This window comes from Caulobacter sp. SL161 (genome assembly GCF_026672375.1).
GTDB lineage: Bacteria > Pseudomonadota > Alphaproteobacteria > Caulobacterales > Caulobacteraceae > Caulobacter.
Map to the genome: position 1 here is coordinate 3,235,829 of NZ_JAPPRA010000001.1, position 17,267 is coordinate 3,253,095.

A 17,267-nucleotide genomic window follows, 5' to 3' on the forward strand; every position below is an offset into this window, starting at 1 on the left:
GCAGGCGCGGAGGGGGCCGTCAAGGTCCATCAAAAGCCCAACCCTACCCCCCAAAGCTGACCCTCAAGGTCGCCAGACTGGTCTGCCGGATCGGCTCCAGGTCCATGCCCGGATCGATCAGCAGCTGGGTCGACACGCCCAGCAGCAGTGACCCCACCATCAGCGCCGCCGCATCGGCGTCCAGCGTCTGCCGGATGACACCCTCGGCCTGCCCGCGTAACACCAGCGCCTCCAGACGCTCCTCCGCCGCCTTGTGGGCGACGGCGAACGGCGCGCGCAGGTCGGACATGTCGCCGACCGCGCCGGCCATCATCACGAAATAGGCCCGTAGCTCACCGTCCTGAGCCAAGGTGGTCAGGAACGCGTCGACAAAGCCCAGAACGGCCTCCAGCCCATTCAGCTGGTCCAGCCGCCGGTCGTCCATCTGCGCCTGGAGCCGCGCCTGCAACCGGGCGATCAGCGCCTCGATCAGCCCCTGCTTTGATCCGAACCGCTGGGTGGCCAGACCCCGGCTGTAGCCCGCCCGCGCGCCGATATTCTCGAAAGTCGCCGCCGCCACGCCTTGCTCGGCGATCAGTTCGGCGGCGGCGCGTAGCAGCTCGGCCTCCGACTGCTGGCGGCGGTCGGATTGGGTGCGGCGCTCGGGGACCTTAAGGGACGATGTCATCTTGTCGAACTTAGTTATTTGTTGGACAACAAGCAAATAATTGAGATGGCCGCAGAGCCATCCTCGGGAGGAGCCAGGAGGCCTGCATGACGATCTCGACCGACATCGCCAACACCATTATCGACCCCAAGGCCTACGCCGACGGCGACCGGATCGACCAGGCCTTCGCCCAGCTGCGCCGCGAAGCGCCGCTCGACATCGCCCAGCCTGACGGCTTCGATCCGTTCTGGGTGGTCACGCGCCACGCCGACATTCTGGAGGTCGAGCGCCAGAACGAGCTGTTCCACAACGGCGACCGCGCCACCGTCGTCACCACCATCGAGGCCGACAAGAAGGTGCGCGAGATGATGGGCGGGTCCCCTCACCTCGTCCGCTCGCTGGTCCAGATGGATAACCCCGACCACTTCGCCTATCGCAAGATCACCCAAGGTGCCCTGCTGCCGCAGAACCTGCGGGCGCTGGAGGCCCGGATCCGCGAGATCGCCCGCGGCTTCGTCGACCGCATGGCCGAGCACGGCGACCGCTGCGACTTCGCCCGCGACGTGGCGTTCCTGTATCCGCTGCACGTCATCATGGAGGTGCTGGGCGTCCCCGAGAGCGACGAGCCCCGCATGCTGAAACTGACCCAGGAGCTGTTCGGCAACGCCGACCCGGACCTGAACCGCACCGGCAAGTCGGTGACCGACGTCGGCGAGGGCGTCGACAGCATCCAGTCCGTGGTCATGGACTTCATGATGTACTTCAACGCCATCACCGAGGACCGCCGGGCCAATCCGCGCAACGACCTGGCCACCCTGATCGCCAACGGCAAGATCAACGGCGAGCCGATGGGTCACCTGGAGGCGATGAGCTACTACATCATCGCCGCCACCGCCGGGCACGACACCACCTCCTCGACCACCGCCGGCGCGCTGTGGGCCCTGGCCGAAAACCCCGACCAGTTCGCCAAGGTGAAGGCCGATCCGTCGCTGATCCCGGGCCTGATCGAGGAGTCGATCCGCTGGGTGACGCCCGTGAAGCACTTCATGCGCACCGCCACCGCCGACGCTGAACTGGCGGGCAAGAAGATCGCCAAGGGCGACTGGATGATGCTGTCCTATCCGTCCGGCAACCGCGACGAGGCGGTGTTCGACAAGCCCTTCGAGTTCCGCGTCGACCGCACCCCCAACAAGCACGTCGCCTTCGGCTACGGCGCGCACATCTGCCTGGGCCAGCACCTGGCGCGGATGGAGATGCGGGTGCTGTGGGAGGAGCTGTTCGCCCGCCTCGATCATGTCGAGCTGGACGGCGCGCCCACCCGCATGGTCGCCAACTTCGTCTGCGGCCCGAAGTCGGTGCCGATCCGCTTCAAGATGCACTGAGGCGGCGGCGATGAGCGCGGAACCCTTCAAGGTCTGGCAGTGCCGCACCTGCGGCTACATCTATGACGAGGAACAGGGCGACCCCGGCGAGGGCCTGGCGGCCGGCACCCGCTGGGCCGACATCCCGGCGGGGTGGGTCTGTCCCTTGTGCGGCACGCCGAAGTCGGACTTCGACATGATCGAGCTCTAGAAAAATCCCCTGCCCCCTTCCGCTCGAAGCCTCGCCGCACAATGTTCGGACGCAAGCGGAAGGGAGACCGTCTATGAGCGCGAAGTTCCACCTGGCCCAGGTCAATGTCGGTCGCCTGAAGGCCCCGATCGATCATCCGCTGATCAAGGACTTCGCCGACAACCTAGACCGTATCAACGCGCTGGCAGAGGCCTCGCCGGGCTTCGTCTGGCGCCTCACGGGCGACGGCAACAACGCCACCGACCTGGCGATCGACAACGATCCGCTGTTTATCCCGAACCTGTCGGTCTGGAGCGACATCCCCTCGCTCGGCGCCTTCGTCTATCGCAGCGGCCACATCGAGATCATGCGCCGCCGCCGCGAATGGTTCGAGCACATGGACCTCTACATGGCCCTGTGGTGGGTCCCGGCGGGCCATACGCCCACCGTCGAGGAGGCCCTGCAGAAGCTGGCGCATCTGGAGGCCCACGGCCCGACGCCGGCGGCCTTCACCTTCAAGGTCCCCTTCCCCGCGCCCACCGGCGAGGCGGTGGAGCCGGAGTTGGACGAATGCGCCTAGCGCCCAGAAGGCGGAGCGCACAGGCGTAACCGGACCGGAGCCCCGGCGGCGCGGGCGATGACGCCCTTGGCTTCAAGATCGAGCTGCACGGCCTTGAGCCACCAACCCGCCGTCTTCCCCTGAGGAAACAGGTCGTCTGGAAGGCGAGAAAGTAGCGCATCCTTGGCTGCGGCGACCGTCAGCCCGGGCGCTTCAAGTGGCAGAACAGACAGGAGCGCTTCTCGCATCGCGTCGTACTTGGCGCGATCGACCCGCTCGACGTGGCCGGGCGTACTGACGTTCTGGATCTCGATCTTGTCATCAGGCATCGACCTGGCCCTCCACGCGCACCGTCGGATTGCGGAAGCCCATGCGGATCCAGGCGCTGAGCAGTTTCATGTAGAAGGTGACCGAGTGGGTCTTCAGGTTGGGGATGTCATCGGGCAGCCCCGACGCATCTGGCAGGTCTCCCACCATGGTTCGAAGCTCTGGCCTTGGACGGACCTCGCGCGGCCAGAGACCCAGATAGAGACTGAGCCAGTGGGCGCCCTTCATTTCGAGGAAGATGGGTGTGTTGCAGCAACTGGCGACAATGCGCCGCGTGTCCGCCTCCGGCGACAGCCTGAACGCCCTCAGCCCTTCCTCGCCAGCGAGAATGCGGACCCGGTCCTTGCGATATTCGGCGAAGGGCGTGGCTCCATATGTGGTGAGCATGTTGGGGCCTCCGGGCAGCGCGGCGAGGCGCTTCGCGGCGGTCCGACAGCTGTCGCAGAGGCACTCCGAAACCAGGATCGGCTCGCCGGCCACCGCTAACCGGGTTTTGCCGCACGCGCAGGCGACAGAGGCGCAGATCGGGGCCGACTTGCTCATGCGACGTCTTCGGGACAGGCGAACAGCAGCCGGATGTACTGCTCAAGATGATCCAGGCTCTCCCGCGCCAGATCCGGGGCGCCCCCCGCTTTAGCAAGCACGAAGCCGCCCTGAATCACCGCCTGCGTATGGCGAGCAAGGCTTTCGGCCGTCCAACCTCCGGAAACGCCGCGCGCGACGCGGGCCTCTTCGATGTCGGCAACCAGCGTCGCAGCGTGACCGAAGATGCTGGCGCCGCAAGCGTCGCGGATTCCCGGTGAGCTCAGATAAACCTCCTGGACCATGGCGCCGACCAGACAACAGGACTGCGCCAGATCCTCGGTGATGATCGCCTTGCGAAACGCCACATAGGCCAGCACCCGCTCTAGCGGGTCAGCCGGCAGGTGATAGGGCGCTGCGGCGAAGAAATCCGAGGTGGTCCTGGCCCAGTATTCGGCGGCGGCGACGCCGAGGGCCTCCTTGCTGGCGAAGTTGTGAAAGAACGCCCCCTTGGTGACGGCCGCCATCCTGCAAAGGTCGTCGATACTCGTCGCCGCGAAGCCCTTTGCGCGGATCACATCCCGCGCGGCCTCTAATAGCCGGGTTCGAGCGTCACCGCGCTCAGGCGCGTGTTTCGTAGGTCGAGACATTCTCAATTTCATACCGATCGGTTTGTATGAATCAAGAGGCAAGTCGTCTCGCTGGCCAAAGCGGCCTACATGCTGCTTTCGCCGGCCCAGTGCGGAGCCCCCTGACATCCCGCCCGAACGGTGCTACACGCCCGCGCCATGAAAGCCGCCGTCATCGTTTTTCCGGGTTCGAACTGCGATCGTGACTGCAAGGTCGCCATCGAGCGCTCCGCTGGGGCGCGTGTCGACATGGTCTGGCACCAGGAGACGGCGCTGCCGGAAGACCTGGACTTGATCGTCCTGCCCGGCGGCTTCTCGTATGGCGACTATCTGCGCTGCGGCGCCATGGCCGCTCAGAGCCCGGTGATGAAAGAGGTCGTCACGGCCGCCGGCAAGGGCGTGGCCGTGGTCGGCATCTGCAACGGCTTTCAGGTGCTGACCGAGGTCGGCCTGCTGCCCGGCGCCCTGCTGCGCAATGCGGGTCTCAAGTACGTCTGCAAGCCGGTCGAGCTGGACATCGTCAACGGCCAGACCCGCTTCACCGCCGGCTATGGCGAACAACGCCAGGCGGTGATGACCGTCGGCAACGGCGAGGGCAACTACTTCGCCGATGAAGAGACGCTGGACCGTCTCGAAGGCGAAGGCCAGGTGGTGTTCCGTTACAAGGAAAACCCCAACGGCTCGGCCCGCGACATCGCCGGCATCGTCAACAAGGGCGGCAACGTCCTGGGCCTGATGCCCCACCCCGACCGCGCCTTCGACGCCGATCTGGGCTCCGAAGACGGCGCGGTGCTGTTCCGCAGCATCTTCCAGAGCGCTTAGTCGCTCAGCCCCCTGATCGGACGGGCGAGACCTCAAGCATCCTCGAGCCGCCGGTCGGCGCGATAGACAAAAAGGGCCGGCGGATTGACCGCCGGCCCCTTCTCGTTAGCGGCCGCCGGGCTTAGCCGCTTCCTTGCCAACGGCGTCCGGACTAGGCGCCGTCTTGCCGGGAGCCACCTCGGCGCCAGGCTTGAGCCCCTGCTCGGCTTGGCGCTCGCCGGTCTTCTGCTGCTGGTCGGGCGCCTTGCGGTGCTGGTCGTTCGGTTGTTGTTGCGGGATATGGGTCGGTTCGGCCATCGGACTTGTCCTTGCTGCTGACCGCGCGCTATCGACGCGGACAGGGAGAGAACGGCTCCGGGCGCTGCCTGTTCCTCCGAACAGGCCACTTAACTGCGGTTAAGTTTCAGAATTTTCGTGATTTTTTCGATCACTCACCCCTCTATGCAATGCGCGTCCGCCCTGCGGCCCGTCGGCGCGCCCTGCCCCTCTCTCCAAGGCAAAGCTTCGCCTTACACGGGACGATTAGGGTTAACTCGCACCACCTAAGGGAGATGAGTGGAACAAAAGTTTCCTCTCAGCGACACCTAGCGCCAGAAAAAAGAAACGGAAGGCTGCGGCGGGAGCCTTCCCCGACGCGCAGGGTTAATACACCATGGCCGATCCCGAAGTTCGGTTTCCCGAAACCTATGTCAGCGGCGTGCCCGTCTGGGCCCGGCGCCGCAAGCGCTCGGGTTTGCATCCGATCGTGAGCACGCTCGTCCTGTTGCTGGCCCTGTTCGGCGCAGTGATGATCGGTGTGTCCCTGCGCATGGGTTCGGTCGAAAAGGGCGGCGCCGTCGTCGACGGCTGGATCGCCCAGGGCAAGGCTCAGTGGGACGCGGCCGCCGGTCAGATCAAGGAAAGCCAGGCTTCGCCGAAGTCTTGAGGCCTGCAATCGCCTGAGGGCTGTGGCGGAATCTGATCGACCGGGTTAGAAGGCGCGCCCATGAGCACGCCCCAAAAGCCCATGGCCGAATTGGCCGCCGAGTTCGGCCTGAAACCCGCCGAATATGACGTTGTCCTCAAGCGCCTGGGCCGCGAGCCCAACCTGGTGGAGCTGGGCGTCTTCTCGGTGATGTGGTCCGAGCACTGCTCGTACAAGTCCTCGAAGAACCAGCTGAAGAAGTTCCCGATCGACGGGCCGCGCGTGATCTGCGGTCCTGGCGAGAACGCCGGCGTCATCGACATCGGCGACGGCGACGCGATCATCTTCAAGATGGAGAGCCACAACCACCCGTCGTACATCGAGCCCTATCAGGGCGCGGCGACGGGCGTGGGCGGCATCATGCGCGACGTGTTCACGATGGGCGCGCGGCCGATCGCCCTCTTGAACGCCCTGCGCTTTGGCGATCCCAGCCATCCGAAGACCAAGCGCCTCGTTGACGGCGTGGTCGCCGGCATCGCCGGCTATGGCAACTGCGTGGGCGTGCCCACGGTCGCGGGCGAGACCAACTTCCACAAGGGCTACAACGGCAACATCCTGGTCAACGCCATGTGCGTGGGCCTGGCCAAGGCCGACAGCATCTTCTACTCGGCCGCCCCGGGCCCGGGCCTGGCGGTCGTCTATTTCGGCTCCAAGACCGGCCGCGACGGCATCCACGGCGCGACCATGTCGTCGGCGGAATTCTCGGAGGATTCCGAGGAGAAGCGCCCCACCGTCCAGGTCGGCGACCCCTTCGCCGAAAAGTTGCTGATCGAGGCCACCCTTGAGCTCATGGCCACGGGCGCCGTTGCGGCGATCCAGGACATGGGCGCGGCGGGCCTGACCTCCTCGTCGGTCGAGATGGCCGGCAAGGGCGGCGTCGGCATCGAGCTGAACATGGACATGGTCCCGCAGCGCGAGACCGGCATGAGCGCCTACGAAATGATGCTGTCGGAAAGCCAGGAGCGCATGCTGGCGGTCCTGAAGCCCGGCCGCGAGCAAGACGGCCACGCCATCTTCGAGAAGTGGGGCCTGGACGCCGCCGTCATCGGCTACACCACCGACACCGGCCGCCTGGTGCTCAAGCACCACGGCGAGACGGTCTGCGACGTGCCGCTGGCCCCGCTGTTCGACGACGCGCCGCTGTATGATCGCCCCTGGGTTCAGCCGGCGCTGCAGCCGCGCCTCGACCCGGCCGCCATCCCTGCACCGATCGACTGGAACGAAGCGGTCCTGAAGATCGTCGGCTGCCCCGACATGGCCTCCAAGCGCTGGCTGTGGGAGCAGTACGACCGCCACGTCATGGCCGACACGCTGGAAGACAGCGCCACCGGCTGCGACGCCGGCATCGTGCGCATCCACGGCACGGGCAAGGCCATCGCAGTGACCAGCGACTGCACCCCACGCTACGTCCAGGCCGACCCCTATGAGGGCGGCAAGCAGGCGGTCGCGGAAGCCTGGCGCAACCTGACGGCCGCCGGCGCCCTGCCGATCGCCATCACCGACAACCTGAACTTCGGCAGCCCCGAAAAGCCCGAGACCATGGGCCAGATTGTCCGTGCCACCGACGGCATGGCCGAGGCCTGCCGCGCGCTGGACTTCCCGGTCGTGTCGGGCAACGTCAGCCTCTACAACGAGACCAATGGCGTCGCCATTCCGCCGACCCCGACCGTCGGCGCGGTGGGCCTGCTCGAGGACTACGACCTGCGCACGGGCTTTGGCAATGTGGCCGAGGGCGATACCCTGGTGCTGGTCGGCGAGACGCGCGGCGAACTGGGCGCCTCGATCTATCTGCGTGAGATCCTGGGCCGCGAAGAAGGCGCCCCGCCGCCGGTCGACCTCGTGCTGGAACGCAAGACCGGCGACTTCGTGCGTGGCCTGATCAGCTCGGGTCTCGTCGCGGGCGTCCACGACCTGTCGGACGGCGGCCTGCTGGTCGCCGCGGCCGACGTGGCCCTGGCCAGCAAGATCGGGATCACCCTCAACGCCACCAGCCAGCCGCACGCCCACGCCTATCTGCTGGGCGAAGACCAGGCCCGCTACCTGATCGCCACGCCCGACCCGGACGCGGTGCTGGAAGCGGCGAAAGAGGCCGGCGTGCACGCCAGCGTCGCGGGCGTCGCGGGCGGGGAAGCGTTTGCCTCGGACGGCCTGTTCAGCGTTTCGCTGGACGCCCTGCGCACCGCCCACGAGGCCTGGCTGCCGGGCTATATGAGCGCGCCGAAGGCCTGAGGTTTACCCTGAGCACGCGGCCTGTTCAGGCCGCGTGCGACCTTCCTGACCACCGCGCGACCGCCTCCAGCAGCTTGGCGGGGCTGATCGGCTTGCCCAGGTGGTCATCCATGCCGGCGGCCATGCAATTTGCGACCTGTTCAGGCAGGACATTGGCGGTCATGGCGATGATCGGCGTCGAGGCGCCGCGGGCGCCTTCCATGGCGCGGATCTCGCGGGTGGCGGTCAGGCCATCCATCACCGGCATCTGCACGTCCATCAGCACCAGATCGTATTGCCCCTGGCGCATGGCCTCGACGCCCGCGACGCCGTCATTGGCGGTCTCAATGGCGACGCCGAAGGGCTCCAGAATGGCGAAGATCAGCTCGCGATTGACCGCATTGTCTTCGACCAGCAGCAGCCGCACGCCCGCGTCAGCGTCGAGGGGCGAGGTTTCCGCAGCCTCCTGAGTCGGCAGGTCAGCCAGCGGGCCGCGCACCTCGAACCAGAAGGTCGAGCCCTGGCCCTCGACGCTGTCGACGCCGATACGACCGTCCATCCGCTCGATGATGCGCCGCGAGATGGCGAGACCCAGACCCGTGCCGCCAAAACGTCGCGAGACGGCGGCGTCAGCCTGGGAGAACCGGTCGAAGATGTTCTCGCGATGCTCTGGCGCAATACCGATGCCCGTGTCGGTGACCTCGCCACGCAGCACGGCCTGATCGCCGTCGATCGTCTGGCGCAGGGCGACCGTGATGGCGCCGTGCGACGTGAACTTCACCGCATTGGACAGGAAGTTCAGCAGCACTTGGCTCAACCGCGGCCCATCGAGGTTCATCGGCTTGAGGCCCCGAGGCGCGCGCACCTCGACCGCCAGCCCCTTGGCCTCGGCGCGTTCAGCCACAAGGCCCGCGCAGGACGACGCCATGGCGGCGGGATCGAACGGCGCGGGATCCAGTTCCAGCCCCCCCGCCTCAAGGCGGGAGAAGTCCAGCACATCGTTGACCACGCTGAGCAGGGTGTTGCTGGCGTCCAGGATATGGCCGACCTGGCGGGCGGCGGTCTTGTTGAGATTGCGCGAACGACGCAGCACCTCGGCGAAGCCGATGATCGCCGTCAGCGGCGTGCGCAGCTCGTGGGTCATGTTGGCCAGGAAATCGGACTTGGCCGCCGACGCCGCCTCGGCCATTTGCAGGGCCTTGGCGATGTCCAGTTCGAGGCGCTTGCGCTCGGTGATATCGCGCGAGGTGACCAGCAGAATGCCCGATCCGTCACCGAGCAGCGAGTAGGTGCTTTCGATCCAGATCCGCGAGCCATCCTTGCACAGGCTCTCGTAGTCGGCGCTGACCGGCTCACCGCCCGGTTCAAGGCTGCGGATGATGCCCTGCACCCGTCTGAAGTCAGCCTCGCCCACCAAGGCCGCGGGAGGTAGGGCCATGAACTCCTCGAGCGTGTAGCCCGTGATGCGCTCGATGCTGGGCGAGCTGTAGAGCCGCTCGCCCTGGGGGGACCACAGGGCGACATGGTCGGTCAGATTGTCACCCAGAAGCCGGTAGAGGCGATCGACCTCGCGATACTTGGCGAGCGCGACCTCAGCGTCCTCGATGGCGTCCTGCTTGGCGTCGAGACTGGCCTTGAGCTCGGCGTGCATGGTTTCGAGGCGCAGACGCTGGCCTGCCAGCCAGTACGCCAGAGGCGCGGCGATGACCGTCGAGATGACCAGCGTGGCCATCGGAACATGGGCCGCAGGCTCGTTCAGCAGCAGGATCGTGACGATGTAGTCCATCGCCATGGCGACGCCCACAATGAGGCAGACCGCGGGAACGGCTCTGAGGATCCGGACTCTGATGGCGGCCAGGTTAATCGCGGTGCTCCTGAGGTCGTCGGAATCACGATGACGCCCTCAAGAGTAGGGACAGATGTCCCCCCCAGCCAGAGCAGAGACAATCCGTCGCGGCCAAGATCGTGGCCGAAAACGCCTAATTCAGCGGCCAGCGCTCTTGGCGACGTCGTCCAGCGAGGCGTCCAGCGCCCGGCTGGCCTGCACCACCGTGGTCACCGAACGCTTGAAGAAGTCCTGCGGGATCGTCGCGAAGTCATCGCTCGGACGGTGGTACTCGGGGTGATCCTCGACCCCGAAATAGACCCACGGCACGCCCTTTTCGCCGAAGGCGTAGTGGTCTGACTGCGTGGTCCAGTTGTTCTGGGGTCCGTCGGCGTCGGTGTCATGACCCAATTTCAGCGCTACCGGCGCGGTCGCGGCGACGCGCTCGAGGATCGGACGCAGGACCGGGAACGGCGACGCGCCGGCGACGAAGAGTTCGTTCTTCGTGTTCTTGCTGAGCATGTCGAAATTGATGTTCAGCGCGATCGACTCCCGGGGAACCGGCGGCGCGGCCATGAAGGCCCTCGCGCCGCGCAGTCCGCTCTCCTCGGCGTCAACCACCGCGAAGACGACATCGTGCTTGGGGCGCTTGGCCTTGAAGGCCTCGGCCACCGCCAGCAAACCCGCAACGCCGGACGCATTGTCGTCGGCGCCGTTGTAGATCTCGCCGTTGCGGACGCCCAGGTGGTCGTAGTGGGCGGTGACCACCATGACCTTGCCGGGCTTGGTCCCCTTGATCCGGGCGATCAGATTCACGCCCTGCACGGTCGAGCCGTCTCGCTTGGTGAAGCTGAAGCCATGCTCAAACCGGTCGCCGACCGGCGCCAGCCCGATCTCGACGAAGCGCGAGAGTATGTAGGCGCGCGACTTTTCTGAGCCGGGCGTGGCCACGCCCCGCCCCTGCATGTCGTCAGCCGAGAGGATACGGACATCGTCGAGCGCCTTGTCGCCAGGGTCAGCAAAGGCCGGGGACGCGAGCGTCAGAAAGACAGCGGCGAACAGACTCAAGGAACGGCGAGAAGTGATCATGGGCGCTACATGGCCCCGAGCGGGCGCCACATTCAATTAATTCTCGGTCATGACGAGGACTGGTTATATGACTAGGGTTGTAGCCTGTGCGCCCGGCGTATGGCCGTTTTTAAGGAATCTCGGTCACATAGGGTGTTGAAGGATCGGAGTAGCTGTCCCGTGCCCATGTCTCACGCCGAGCTCGAAGCCCGCCTGGTCGCGGCCTTTCCGGATTCCGAGATCGTGCTGACCGACCTCGTCGGCGACAACGACCACTGGAAAGCTCGAATCGTGTCGCCGGCCTTCAAGGGCCTGCCGCGCGTTCGCCAGCACCAGCTGGTCAACCGAGCCCTGGCCGACGTTCTGGGCGGGACACTGCACGCTCTGGCCCTCGAAACCGCCGCCCCCGCCGAATAGGAGCCTTCGCACCGTGCGTTATCGTCCCTTCGGTTCCACGGGTGTCGCTGTTTCGGCGTTGACCTTGCGCCTGGCCGATAGCCCTCGGCTCCGGGCCAACGATTGGCGCGCCCTGGTGTTCACGGCGCTCGAGAACGGCGTCAACAGCTTCCAGATCGACGGCGACGCGCCCGAACTGCTGAAAGGCGCTGGCGAGGCCTTTGCGTCGGTCGAGCGTCACCTGCTGTTTCTGACCTGGCGGCTTCGCGGCGACGCCAAGCAGCTTGGCCCGCACACGCTGGACACCTTGCAGCGATCCGCCTTCGAGGGCCTGTCGCTGGACTATCTGGATCTGCTGCTGGTCAACGATCCGCAATCGGCGTCGCTGCCCATGGCTTTCGAGTCCGGTCTCCAGGACCTGCAGAAAGGCCGTGCGCTGAGGGGTCTGGGCGTCGCCAGTCGCGGCGACATCGATCCGGGCCTCCTGGCCAACGACCTGGTGACCGCCGTCTCGTCGCCCTACAATCTCTCGTCGGGATGGGCCGAGCGCCACCGCATTCGCCAGGCCTCTCAGAACGACTTCGCGGTGATCGGCGAGGACTTCTGGCCCCAGGCCCTGCGCGAAGTGGCCGACAAGGCGCCGCCCAAGCCTTCGTTCTGGCAACGACGCACCGATCCGCTGGCCGATGTTGGCGGCTACGAGTTCCTGACCAACACCCCCGGCTGGAGCGCCGAGGATATTTGCCTCGGCTACGCCCTGACCGAGCCCTCGCTCGCGACGGTGCGCGTCACCGCCGATAATCGTCAGGAGATCGAGCGCCTGGCCGCCGTGGTCGAGCGCGACCTGCCCACCGGCGTGTGCGCCCAGATCGAGATGGCCCGTTTCTCGGCCCAGGAACGCGAGAAGGCGGCCCGTCGCCCTTGACCCCGGCGCGCGCGGCGCCTAGCTGACAGAAGTCTTCTAGGATACCGACATGACCGACGCCGCCGCCTCCCCCGCCCTGGACTTCATCGCCAAGACCGTCGCCGATCACCCGGTGGTGGTGTTCATGAAGGGCGTGCCGGACCAGCCGCGCTGCGGCTTCTCGTCGGTGGTGGTGCAGATCCTGGATCACCTGGGCGTCGAGTTCGTCGGCGTCGACGTGCTGCAGGACGAAGACCTGCGCCAGGGCGTCAAGACCTTCACCGACTGGCCGACCATTCCCCAGCTCTACGTCAAGGGCGAGTTCATCGGCGGCAGCGACATCGTCCGCGAGATGTTCCAGTCGGGTGAGCTGAAGACCTTCCTGACCGAACAGGGCGTGATCGCCGCCTAAAGGCGGCCGTCTCGGCATGAGTCGCCTGTTCGTCCCGCCCTCGGACGCCTACACCCTGACCTTCATGCCTCAGGCGTCGGACATCGACGCCAATGGTCACGTCAACAACGTGGTCTATCTGGGCTGGGCGCAGGATCTGGCCATCACCCATTGGGACGCCTGGACCACGCCCGAGGAGCGCGCGCCCTGGAGCTGGGTCGCGCGCCGGCACGAGGTCGACTATCGCCGCGAGCTTCTGCCCGGTGAAGTCGCTACGGGATACACTTGGGTGGGCGAGCTGAAGGGTCCGCGCTTCGAACGCTTTATCCGCATCGATGGGCCCGACGGCGAGATGTGCGCCCAGGTCCGCACGGACTGGGTGCTGATCGACATCGTCGCCAAGCGCCCCGCCCGCGTGCTGCCCTGGATGATCGAGCGCTTCACGCCCAAGGGCTGAGACGCGCTCCCTCCTGCGCCAACGGCATGACGGCGCCGGGGAGTGCTCGCTCCGGCTCAGGGCGTGATGGGGTTGGCCACCACGATCCGATCGCGCGCCGAAAGGCCCAACTCAGCGTAGCTGAAAGCCAAGGTGGCTTCGCCCTTCGGTCCTCGACACGTCTCCAGCCGCCGACGCGCGAAGGCGACCACCGCGCGGCCTCGGTCGCGATCGACGCGGAACACGAAATCAGACTTCGCCGCGCAGCCTTGGGATCGCACGCGGATCAACAATCCCTCGCGGCCTGGCGTCACCGACAGCAGGGGCTCAAGCTCCGGCCAGGCCTCGCCGGGTTCGGGCGTCGATAAGGTCGGCAGGGTCGCGCAGCCCGCCAGCGAAAGGGCGGCGAGCGTCCACATGAAAACTCTGCGTGAAGGCACGCCGCTCACCGATCCTCAAAGCGCATGATCCGCCTTGAGGATCGCAGTAGCGCGGCGTGCTGACCAGAGGCCTGGATCAGCTCCAGGGGCCGCCGCGCTCGCCGCTCAGCGGCACGCTGGACGACGTCGTCGCCGCCATAGCCGGGCGACGCGCGCCCTGCTCCACGCCCAGACGCATCAGGGCCTCGACGCGGTTGTGCGTGGCCGGGTGGGTCGAGAACAGGTTGTCCGCGCCCTTCCCGGCCAGCGGGTTGATGATGAACATGTGGGCGGTGGCCGGATTGCGTTCGGCCTGGACGTTCTCGTAGCCGCCGCGGGCGTAGGCTTCGATCTTCTGCAGCGCGCGAGCCAGCGATTCGGAGTCGCCGGCGATCTGCGCGCCGATGCGGTCAGCCTCGTACTCGCGGGCGCGGCTGATGGCCATCTGCACCAGCATGGCCGCGATCGGGGCCAGGATGGCGATCAGGATCGCGCCCACCAGGCCGCCCAGGCCGCCGCCGTTGCCCTCTTCATCGCGCGAGCCGCCGAAGAAGAAGGCGAAGTTGGCCAGGGCCGAGATTGCGCCGGCGATAGTCGCCGTCACGGTCATGACCAGGGTGTCGCGGTTCTTCACGTGGGCCAGTTCGTGGGCCATGACGCCGCGGATCTCTTCACGCGTCAGAAGCTGCAAGAGACCCGTGCTGGCGGCCACGGCGGCGTGATCAGGATCACGGCCGGTGGCGAAGGCGTTGGGCTGGGCGCTGTCGATGACCGTGATGCGGGGACGCGGCAGGCCGGCCGAGCGGGCCAGCTCGACCGTGTCGATCACATAGTTGCGGATCAGCGGCTCGGGATGGCTCTCGTCGACCTCGACCGCGCCATAGGTCCGCAGCACGATCTTGTCGGCGTTCCAGTACGAGAACGCGTTCATGGCCAGGGCGAAGACCAGCGCGATCATCATGCCGGTGGCGCCGCCGATAAGGAAGCCAGCGGCCATGAAGAGGGCCGTCAGGCCCGCAAGCAGCATGTAGGTCTTGAAGTGGTTCATCGTCTTTCGTCAGTCGAAGATGTCGAACAGGTCGAAACGCTTTTTCTTGTGGTGGCCGTGCGAGCCGTGGCGACGATAGTCGTCGTCGTCATAGCGCTTGGCGCTATGGCCATGGCCATGGTCGTGATGATGGTCGGGCCGGCTGTAGGGCTTGGGCTGACCATAGACCGCCTGGGTCTCGTCGCGCTCCATGGCCATCAGCTTCTCGAGCTCGCCCCGATCCAGCCAGACGCCCCGGCAGCGCGGGCACATGTCGAACTCGACGCTGGCGCGTTGCACGGCCTGCATCGAGGCGTCGCAGTTGGGGCACATCAGAAGCGGCATTCAGAACCTCCGGTCCAAAAAGGATGCTCGGGTGTTCTCGATGTGAGGCGGCGCCTTTTGGGGAGGGGGGCTAGGCGGCCGGACCCAAGACATCGAGAACACCCGATGCGGTCCGACATCACGAGCACTTGCATTGCTCGCCAGAGGGGCCCGGTCCCGCTGAACCGCAATTAGGCGCCCGCGCGATCCGGTTCAAGGCCTTGGCGCAACAAAAAAGGCCCCGGATCGCTCCGGGGCCTTTTCCGTATCGGTTCGGATCCGACGCTTACGAAGCGTAGAATTCGACGACGAGGTTCGGTTCCATCTTCACCGGATACGGAACTTCCGACAGTTCCGGAGCGCGGACGAAGGTGGCCGACAGGCTCTTGGCGTCGACCGAGACGTACTCGGCGAAGTCACGCTCGTTCGAGGCGACGGCTTCGAGGACCAGAGCCATGTTGCGCGACTTTTCGCGGACCTGGATCACGTCGCCGGCCTTGCAGCGGTACGACGGGATGTTCACGCGCTTGCCGTTCACGGTCACGTGGCCGTGGTTCACGAACTGGCGGGCGGCGAACACGGTCGGCACGAACTTGGCGCGATAGACGATGGCGTCCAGGCGCGACTCGAGCAGAGCGATCAGGTTCTCCGAGGTGTTGCCCTTGCGACGGGCGGCTTCCTCGTAGGTGCGCGAGAATTGCTTCTCGGTCAGGTTACCGTAGTAGCCCTTCAGCTTTTGCTTGGCGCGCAGCTGCAGACCGAAGTCCGAAACCTTGCTCTTGCGACGCTGGCCGTGCTGGCCGGGGCCGTACGAGCGCGAGTTGACGGGGGACTTCGGACGGCCCCACAGGTTTTCACCCATGCGGCGGTCGATCTTGTACTTGGCGCTATGGCGCTTCGACATAGTCGTTCTTTCTAACGATCCGGGCCGGCTCCCCTTTCGGGGCGCGATCGCAACGGCGGCTTCGGGTCAATCCGTCATAAGGTCATCGCGCCGCGCGGCGAGCCGGCGGCGTGAAGGCGCGGTTTATGGGCGAGCGGCGGCGGAGAGTCAATCTTCCGCCGCCCTTGGGCCTACGGCCGCACCAGCGGGTTGCGCACGCGGATCTTGCCGCCCCGCTCGACGCCGAACGCGTCCAGCGGATAGCGCAGCTCAACGCCTTCGGCGATCAGGGCGCGGCAGTTGTCAGGGCGCTTGCGCACGAACGAGAACGCCGTGAGCCCGTCGCGGCGTTGGGTCTCGACCGAGAGGTCCTCCTGACGGGTGCAGCCGTTGGAGGTCACGCGCACCACCAAATCAGCGCCGTCGACCCGCGCGGCCATGAGGGGTTCCAGCGGCTGATTGCTTCCCTGCGCCGTGATGGACTCATGCCGCACCTCGTCGGCGTCAATGATTACGCAGGCCGAGGTGCTCAGGCCCAGGGCGACGACGGCGGCGATCGAGGCAAGTTTCATGCTGGTGTCCCCTCTTTTTGGTCAGCTTGACCGTGAGAGGACCGCTCGCCGCCTGAACCCAGGATGAATTACGGAAAAGTCACAACCGGGCGGCGTGGCCCGCCTCAGGCGCGGGCGTTTCGTCTGGCGTTCCCCAAGTGTCGAGCCAGGCCGAGACCTCGGCATGTGGAACGACCCGGCCAGCGGCAATATCCGCCAAGCCTTCGGCGTCAGCGGCCTCTTCGGAGGCGAACGTCGTCACGTCTTCGCTCACTCGAATATCAACGGAGGCTTAGGACGCTCACGCTTCAATCTCATCCGTCCCCAGCCCCACAAAACATAGGCAACCACAACGATCACTATGATCAGGCTCGGTCCTATCCACCATGGTGGTTCATTGCCCCCGCCAAGGGTCAACCAACGGCAAACGCCGACCACGGCTATCAACCAAACAAACCAGCCTGCGAAACGCCATCGGCTTCGATGGAGCGAGAACAGCCCAATGCCTGAACCAAACGCCAATATGAGGACGATGTAGGGGACCAGCTGCCCGTATCGAGCCAGCAAGCCGTAGACGACCCCCATCCAAAGTAAGTGGCCAAGAGCATAGATCAGCCAACGTGGACGGGAATCGGCTGTGATTGGATCTACTATCGTTTCGGCAGCGACCTCTCCGAAACTCTCTTCCCAAAGATCCCAGTCGATGTCGTCGTCGCCGTTCTCCAACTCGTCGGGAGCAGGTGAATTCACGAAAGGGTTCCGCCGAAAGCTCCACCAGAGAGTGTAGAAAAACGCGCGACTGGGCAAGTAGCTGT

Annotated in this window: 23 protein-coding genes and 1 pseudogene; 10 read left to right on the forward strand and 14 right to left on the reverse strand. The window is 66.0% G+C overall.

All coding sequences use genetic code 11. The annotated features are described in order from the left end of the window. Positions 1-43 precede the first annotated feature (43 nt). Positions 44-667 (reverse strand): TetR/AcrR family transcriptional regulator, encoded by a 624-nt coding sequence (locus tag OVA11_RS15900; RefSeq protein WP_268068241.1) that lies wholly within the window; start codon positions 665-667, stop codon positions 44-46. An 86-nt stretch (positions 668-753) separates the two neighbouring features. Between OVA11_RS15900 and OVA11_RS15905 the strand changes: the two genes are divergently transcribed. The 3 genes from OVA11_RS15905 to OVA11_RS15915 all read left to right on the forward strand — a co-directional run bounded on the left by OVA11_RS15905 (position 754) and on the right by OVA11_RS15915 (position 2,777). Beyond that, positions 754-2,028 (forward strand): cytochrome P450, encoded by a 1,275-nt coding sequence (locus OVA11_RS15905; protein ID WP_268068242.1) that lies wholly within the window; start codon positions 754-756, stop codon positions 2,026-2,028. Positions 2,029-2,038: 10 nt separating this feature from the next. Further along, entirely contained in the window at positions 2,039-2,218 is a 180-nt protein-coding gene (locus tag OVA11_RS15910; RefSeq protein ID WP_268068243.1) for a rubredoxin, read from the forward strand. Positions 2,219-2,291: 73 nt separating this feature from the next. Beyond that, a complete protein-coding gene (locus OVA11_RS15915; protein WP_268068244.1) occupies positions 2,292-2,777 on the forward strand; it encodes a DUF3291 domain-containing protein in 486 nt (161 codons plus the stop codon). On the opposite strand, the gene OVA11_RS15920 is transcribed toward OVA11_RS15915, so the two are convergent. From OVA11_RS15920 to OVA11_RS15930, 3 genes are read right to left on the reverse strand one after another with little or no spacing between them, the layout of a single operon-like run. Then, positions 2,774-3,085 (reverse strand): DUF6958 family protein, encoded by a 312-nt coding sequence (locus tag OVA11_RS15920; protein WP_268068245.1) that lies wholly within the window; start codon positions 3,083-3,085, stop codon positions 2,774-2,776. The genes OVA11_RS15915 and OVA11_RS15920 overlap by 4 nt on opposite strands. Then, positions 3,078-3,626, reverse strand: coding sequence for a GFA family protein (locus OVA11_RS15925; protein WP_268068246.1), 549 nt, complete (start codon positions 3,624-3,626; stop codon positions 3,078-3,080). Before OVA11_RS15925 ends, OVA11_RS15920 begins: the two co-directional genes overlap by 8 nt. After that, positions 3,623-4,363: a TetR/AcrR family transcriptional regulator gene (locus OVA11_RS15930; protein WP_326493063.1), complete on the reverse strand. Its 741-nt coding sequence runs from the start codon at positions 4,361-4,363 to the stop codon at positions 3,623-3,625. The genes OVA11_RS15925 and OVA11_RS15930 overlap by 4 nt, the downstream gene beginning before the upstream one ends. A 30-nt stretch (positions 4,364-4,393) precedes the next feature. On the opposite strand from OVA11_RS15930, the gene purQ reads away from it, so the two are divergent. Continuing rightward, positions 4,394-5,056, forward strand: coding sequence for a phosphoribosylformylglycinamidine synthase subunit PurQ (purQ, locus tag OVA11_RS15935; RefSeq protein WP_268068248.1), 663 nt, complete (start codon positions 4,394-4,396; stop codon positions 5,054-5,056). Positions 5,057-5,161: 105 nt separating this feature from the next. Here the strand turns inward: purQ and OVA11_RS15940 are convergent, their stop codons facing one another. Continuing rightward, the gene (locus tag OVA11_RS15940) at positions 5,162-5,353 is read right to left on the reverse strand and encodes a hypothetical protein (protein ID WP_268068249.1); all 192 of its coding nucleotides are present in this window, start codon (positions 5,351-5,353) and stop codon (positions 5,162-5,164) included. Positions 5,354-5,708: 355 nt separating this feature from the next. On the opposite strand from OVA11_RS15940, the pseudogene OVA11_RS15945 reads away from it, so the two are divergent. Both OVA11_RS15945 and purL read left to right on the forward strand, forming a co-directional pair. Next, positions 5,709-5,966 (forward strand): annotated as a pseudogene (locus OVA11_RS15945) (hypothetical protein); the annotation flags it as partial. Positions 5,967-6,041: 75 nt separating this feature from the next. Then, entirely contained in the window at positions 6,042-8,249 is a 2,208-nt protein-coding gene (gene purL / locus OVA11_RS15950; RefSeq protein WP_268068250.1) for a phosphoribosylformylglycinamidine synthase subunit PurL, read from the forward strand. A 25-nt stretch (positions 8,250-8,274) separates the two neighbouring features. Here the strand turns inward: purL and OVA11_RS15955 are convergent, their stop codons facing one another. Both OVA11_RS15955 and OVA11_RS15960 read right to left on the reverse strand, forming a co-directional pair. Beyond that, on the reverse strand, positions 8,275-10,092 hold the full coding sequence (locus tag OVA11_RS15955) for a PAS domain-containing hybrid sensor histidine kinase/response regulator (RefSeq protein ID WP_268069002.1): 1,818 nt from the start codon (positions 10,090-10,092) through the stop codon (positions 8,275-8,277). Positions 10,093-10,212: 120 nt separating this feature from the next. Beyond that, positions 10,213-11,142, reverse strand: coding sequence for a M20/M25/M40 family metallo-hydrolase (locus OVA11_RS15960; RefSeq protein WP_268068251.1), 930 nt, complete (start codon positions 11,140-11,142; stop codon positions 10,213-10,215). Between the two features lie 159 nt (positions 11,143-11,301). Here OVA11_RS15960 and OVA11_RS15965 point away from each other — a divergent pair, with 159 nt between their 5' ends. From OVA11_RS15965 to OVA11_RS15980, 4 genes are read left to right on the forward strand one after another with little or no spacing between them, the layout of a single operon-like run. Further along, positions 11,302-11,538: a BolA family transcriptional regulator gene (locus OVA11_RS15965; protein ID WP_268068252.1), complete on the forward strand. Its 237-nt coding sequence runs from the start codon at positions 11,302-11,304 to the stop codon at positions 11,536-11,538. A 13-nt stretch (positions 11,539-11,551) separates the two neighbouring features. After that, positions 11,552-12,442 carry a hypothetical protein gene (locus tag OVA11_RS15970; RefSeq protein ID WP_268068253.1) on the forward strand — a complete coding sequence of 297 codons (891 nt, stop codon included), beginning with the start codon at positions 11,552-11,554 and terminating at the stop codon, positions 12,440-12,442. A 49-nt stretch (positions 12,443-12,491) separates the two neighbouring features. Beyond that, positions 12,492-12,833, forward strand: coding sequence for a Grx4 family monothiol glutaredoxin (gene grxD, locus OVA11_RS15975; RefSeq protein ID WP_268068254.1), 342 nt, complete (start codon positions 12,492-12,494; stop codon positions 12,831-12,833). Positions 12,834-12,849: 16 nt separating this feature from the next. Beyond that, positions 12,850-13,269, forward strand: a complete 420-nt coding sequence (locus OVA11_RS15980) for an acyl-CoA thioesterase (protein WP_268068255.1) — start codon at positions 12,850-12,852, stop codon at positions 13,267-13,269. Between the two features lie 56 nt (positions 13,270-13,325). Here the strand turns inward: OVA11_RS15980 and OVA11_RS15985 are convergent, their stop codons facing one another. From OVA11_RS15985 to OVA11_RS16015, 7 genes are all read right to left on the reverse strand, one after another. Beyond that, entirely contained in the window at positions 13,326-13,697 is a 372-nt protein-coding gene (locus OVA11_RS15985) for a hypothetical protein (protein WP_268068256.1), read from the reverse strand. A 67-nt stretch (positions 13,698-13,764) separates the two neighbouring features. Beyond that, positions 13,765-14,715 carry a zinc metalloprotease HtpX gene (htpX, locus tag OVA11_RS15990; protein ID WP_268068257.1) on the reverse strand — a complete coding sequence of 317 codons (951 nt, stop codon included), beginning with the start codon at positions 14,713-14,715 and terminating at the stop codon, positions 13,765-13,767. A 9-nt stretch (positions 14,716-14,724) separates the two neighbouring features. After that, positions 14,725-15,039 carry a TFIIB-type zinc ribbon-containing protein gene (locus OVA11_RS15995; RefSeq protein WP_268068258.1) on the reverse strand — a complete coding sequence of 105 codons (315 nt, stop codon included), beginning with the start codon at positions 15,037-15,039 and terminating at the stop codon, positions 14,725-14,727. A 265-nt stretch (positions 15,040-15,304) separates the two neighbouring features. Then, positions 15,305-15,922 (reverse strand): 30S ribosomal protein S4, encoded by a 618-nt coding sequence (gene rpsD / locus OVA11_RS16000; protein ID WP_010920368.1) that lies wholly within the window; start codon positions 15,920-15,922, stop codon positions 15,305-15,307. Between the two features lie 170 nt (positions 15,923-16,092). Continuing rightward, the gene (locus OVA11_RS16005; RefSeq protein ID WP_268068259.1) at positions 16,093-16,473 is read right to left on the reverse strand and encodes a hypothetical protein; all 381 of its coding nucleotides are present in this window, start codon (positions 16,471-16,473) and stop codon (positions 16,093-16,095) included. A 79-nt stretch (positions 16,474-16,552) separates the two neighbouring features. After that, positions 16,553-16,714, reverse strand: a complete 162-nt coding sequence (locus tag OVA11_RS16010) for a CopG family transcriptional regulator (protein WP_442780896.1) — start codon at positions 16,712-16,714, stop codon at positions 16,553-16,555. An 8-nt stretch (positions 16,715-16,722) separates the two neighbouring features. Beyond that, on the reverse strand, positions 16,723-17,202 hold the full coding sequence (locus tag OVA11_RS16015; protein WP_268068260.1) for a hypothetical protein: 480 nt from the start codon (positions 17,200-17,202) through the stop codon (positions 16,723-16,725). Positions 17,203-17,267: the final 65 nt, after the last annotated feature.

Bases quoted from the DNA above. Each gene is read 5' to 3' on its own strand.
- OVA11_RS15900 (WP_268068241.1), bottom strand. From the start codon at position 667: ATGACATCGTCCCTTAAGGTCCCCGAGCGCCGCACCCAATCCGACCGC.
- OVA11_RS15905 (WP_268068242.1), top strand. From the start codon at position 754: ATGACGATCTCGACCGACATCGCCAACACCATTATCGACCCCAAGGCC.
- OVA11_RS15910 (WP_268068243.1), top strand. From the start codon at position 2,039: ATGAGCGCGGAACCCTTCAAGGTCTGGCAGTGCCGCACCTGCGGCTAC.
- OVA11_RS15915 (WP_268068244.1), top strand. From the start codon at position 2,292: ATGAGCGCGAAGTTCCACCTGGCCCAGGTCAATGTCGGTCGCCTGAAG.
- OVA11_RS15920 (WP_268068245.1), bottom strand. From the start codon at position 3,085: ATGCCTGATGACAAGATCGAGATCCAGAACGTCAGTACGCCCGGCCAC.
- OVA11_RS15925 (WP_268068246.1), bottom strand. From the start codon at position 3,626: ATGAGCAAGTCGGCCCCGATCTGCGCCTCTGTCGCCTGCGCGTGCGGC.
- OVA11_RS15930 (WP_326493063.1), bottom strand. From the start codon at position 4,363: ATGTCAGGGGGCTCCGCACTGGGCCGGCGAAAGCAGCATGTAGGCCGC.
- purQ (WP_268068248.1), top strand. From the start codon at position 4,394: ATGAAAGCCGCCGTCATCGTTTTTCCGGGTTCGAACTGCGATCGTGAC.
- OVA11_RS15940 (WP_268068249.1), bottom strand. From the start codon at position 5,353: ATGGCCGAACCGACCCATATCCCGCAACAACAACCGAACGACCAGCAC.
- purL (WP_268068250.1), top strand. From the start codon at position 6,042: ATGAGCACGCCCCAAAAGCCCATGGCCGAATTGGCCGCCGAGTTCGGC.
- OVA11_RS15960 (WP_268068251.1), bottom strand. From the start codon at position 11,142: ATGATCACTTCTCGCCGTTCCTTGAGTCTGTTCGCCGCTGTCTTTCTG.
- grxD (WP_268068254.1), top strand. From the start codon at position 12,492: ATGACCGACGCCGCCGCCTCCCCCGCCCTGGACTTCATCGCCAAGACC.
- OVA11_RS15980 (WP_268068255.1), top strand. From the start codon at position 12,850: ATGAGTCGCCTGTTCGTCCCGCCCTCGGACGCCTACACCCTGACCTTC.
- htpX (WP_268068257.1), bottom strand. From the start codon at position 14,715: ATGAACCACTTCAAGACCTACATGCTGCTTGCGGGCCTGACGGCCCTC.
- OVA11_RS15995 (WP_268068258.1), bottom strand. From the start codon at position 15,039: ATGCCGCTTCTGATGTGCCCCAACTGCGACGCCTCGATGCAGGCCGTG.
- rpsD (WP_010920368.1), bottom strand. From the start codon at position 15,922: ATGTCGAAGCGCCATAGCGCCAAGTACAAGATCGACCGCCGCATGGGT.
- OVA11_RS16005 (WP_268068259.1), bottom strand. From the start codon at position 16,473: ATGAAACTTGCCTCGATCGCCGCCGTCGTCGCCCTGGGCCTGAGCACC.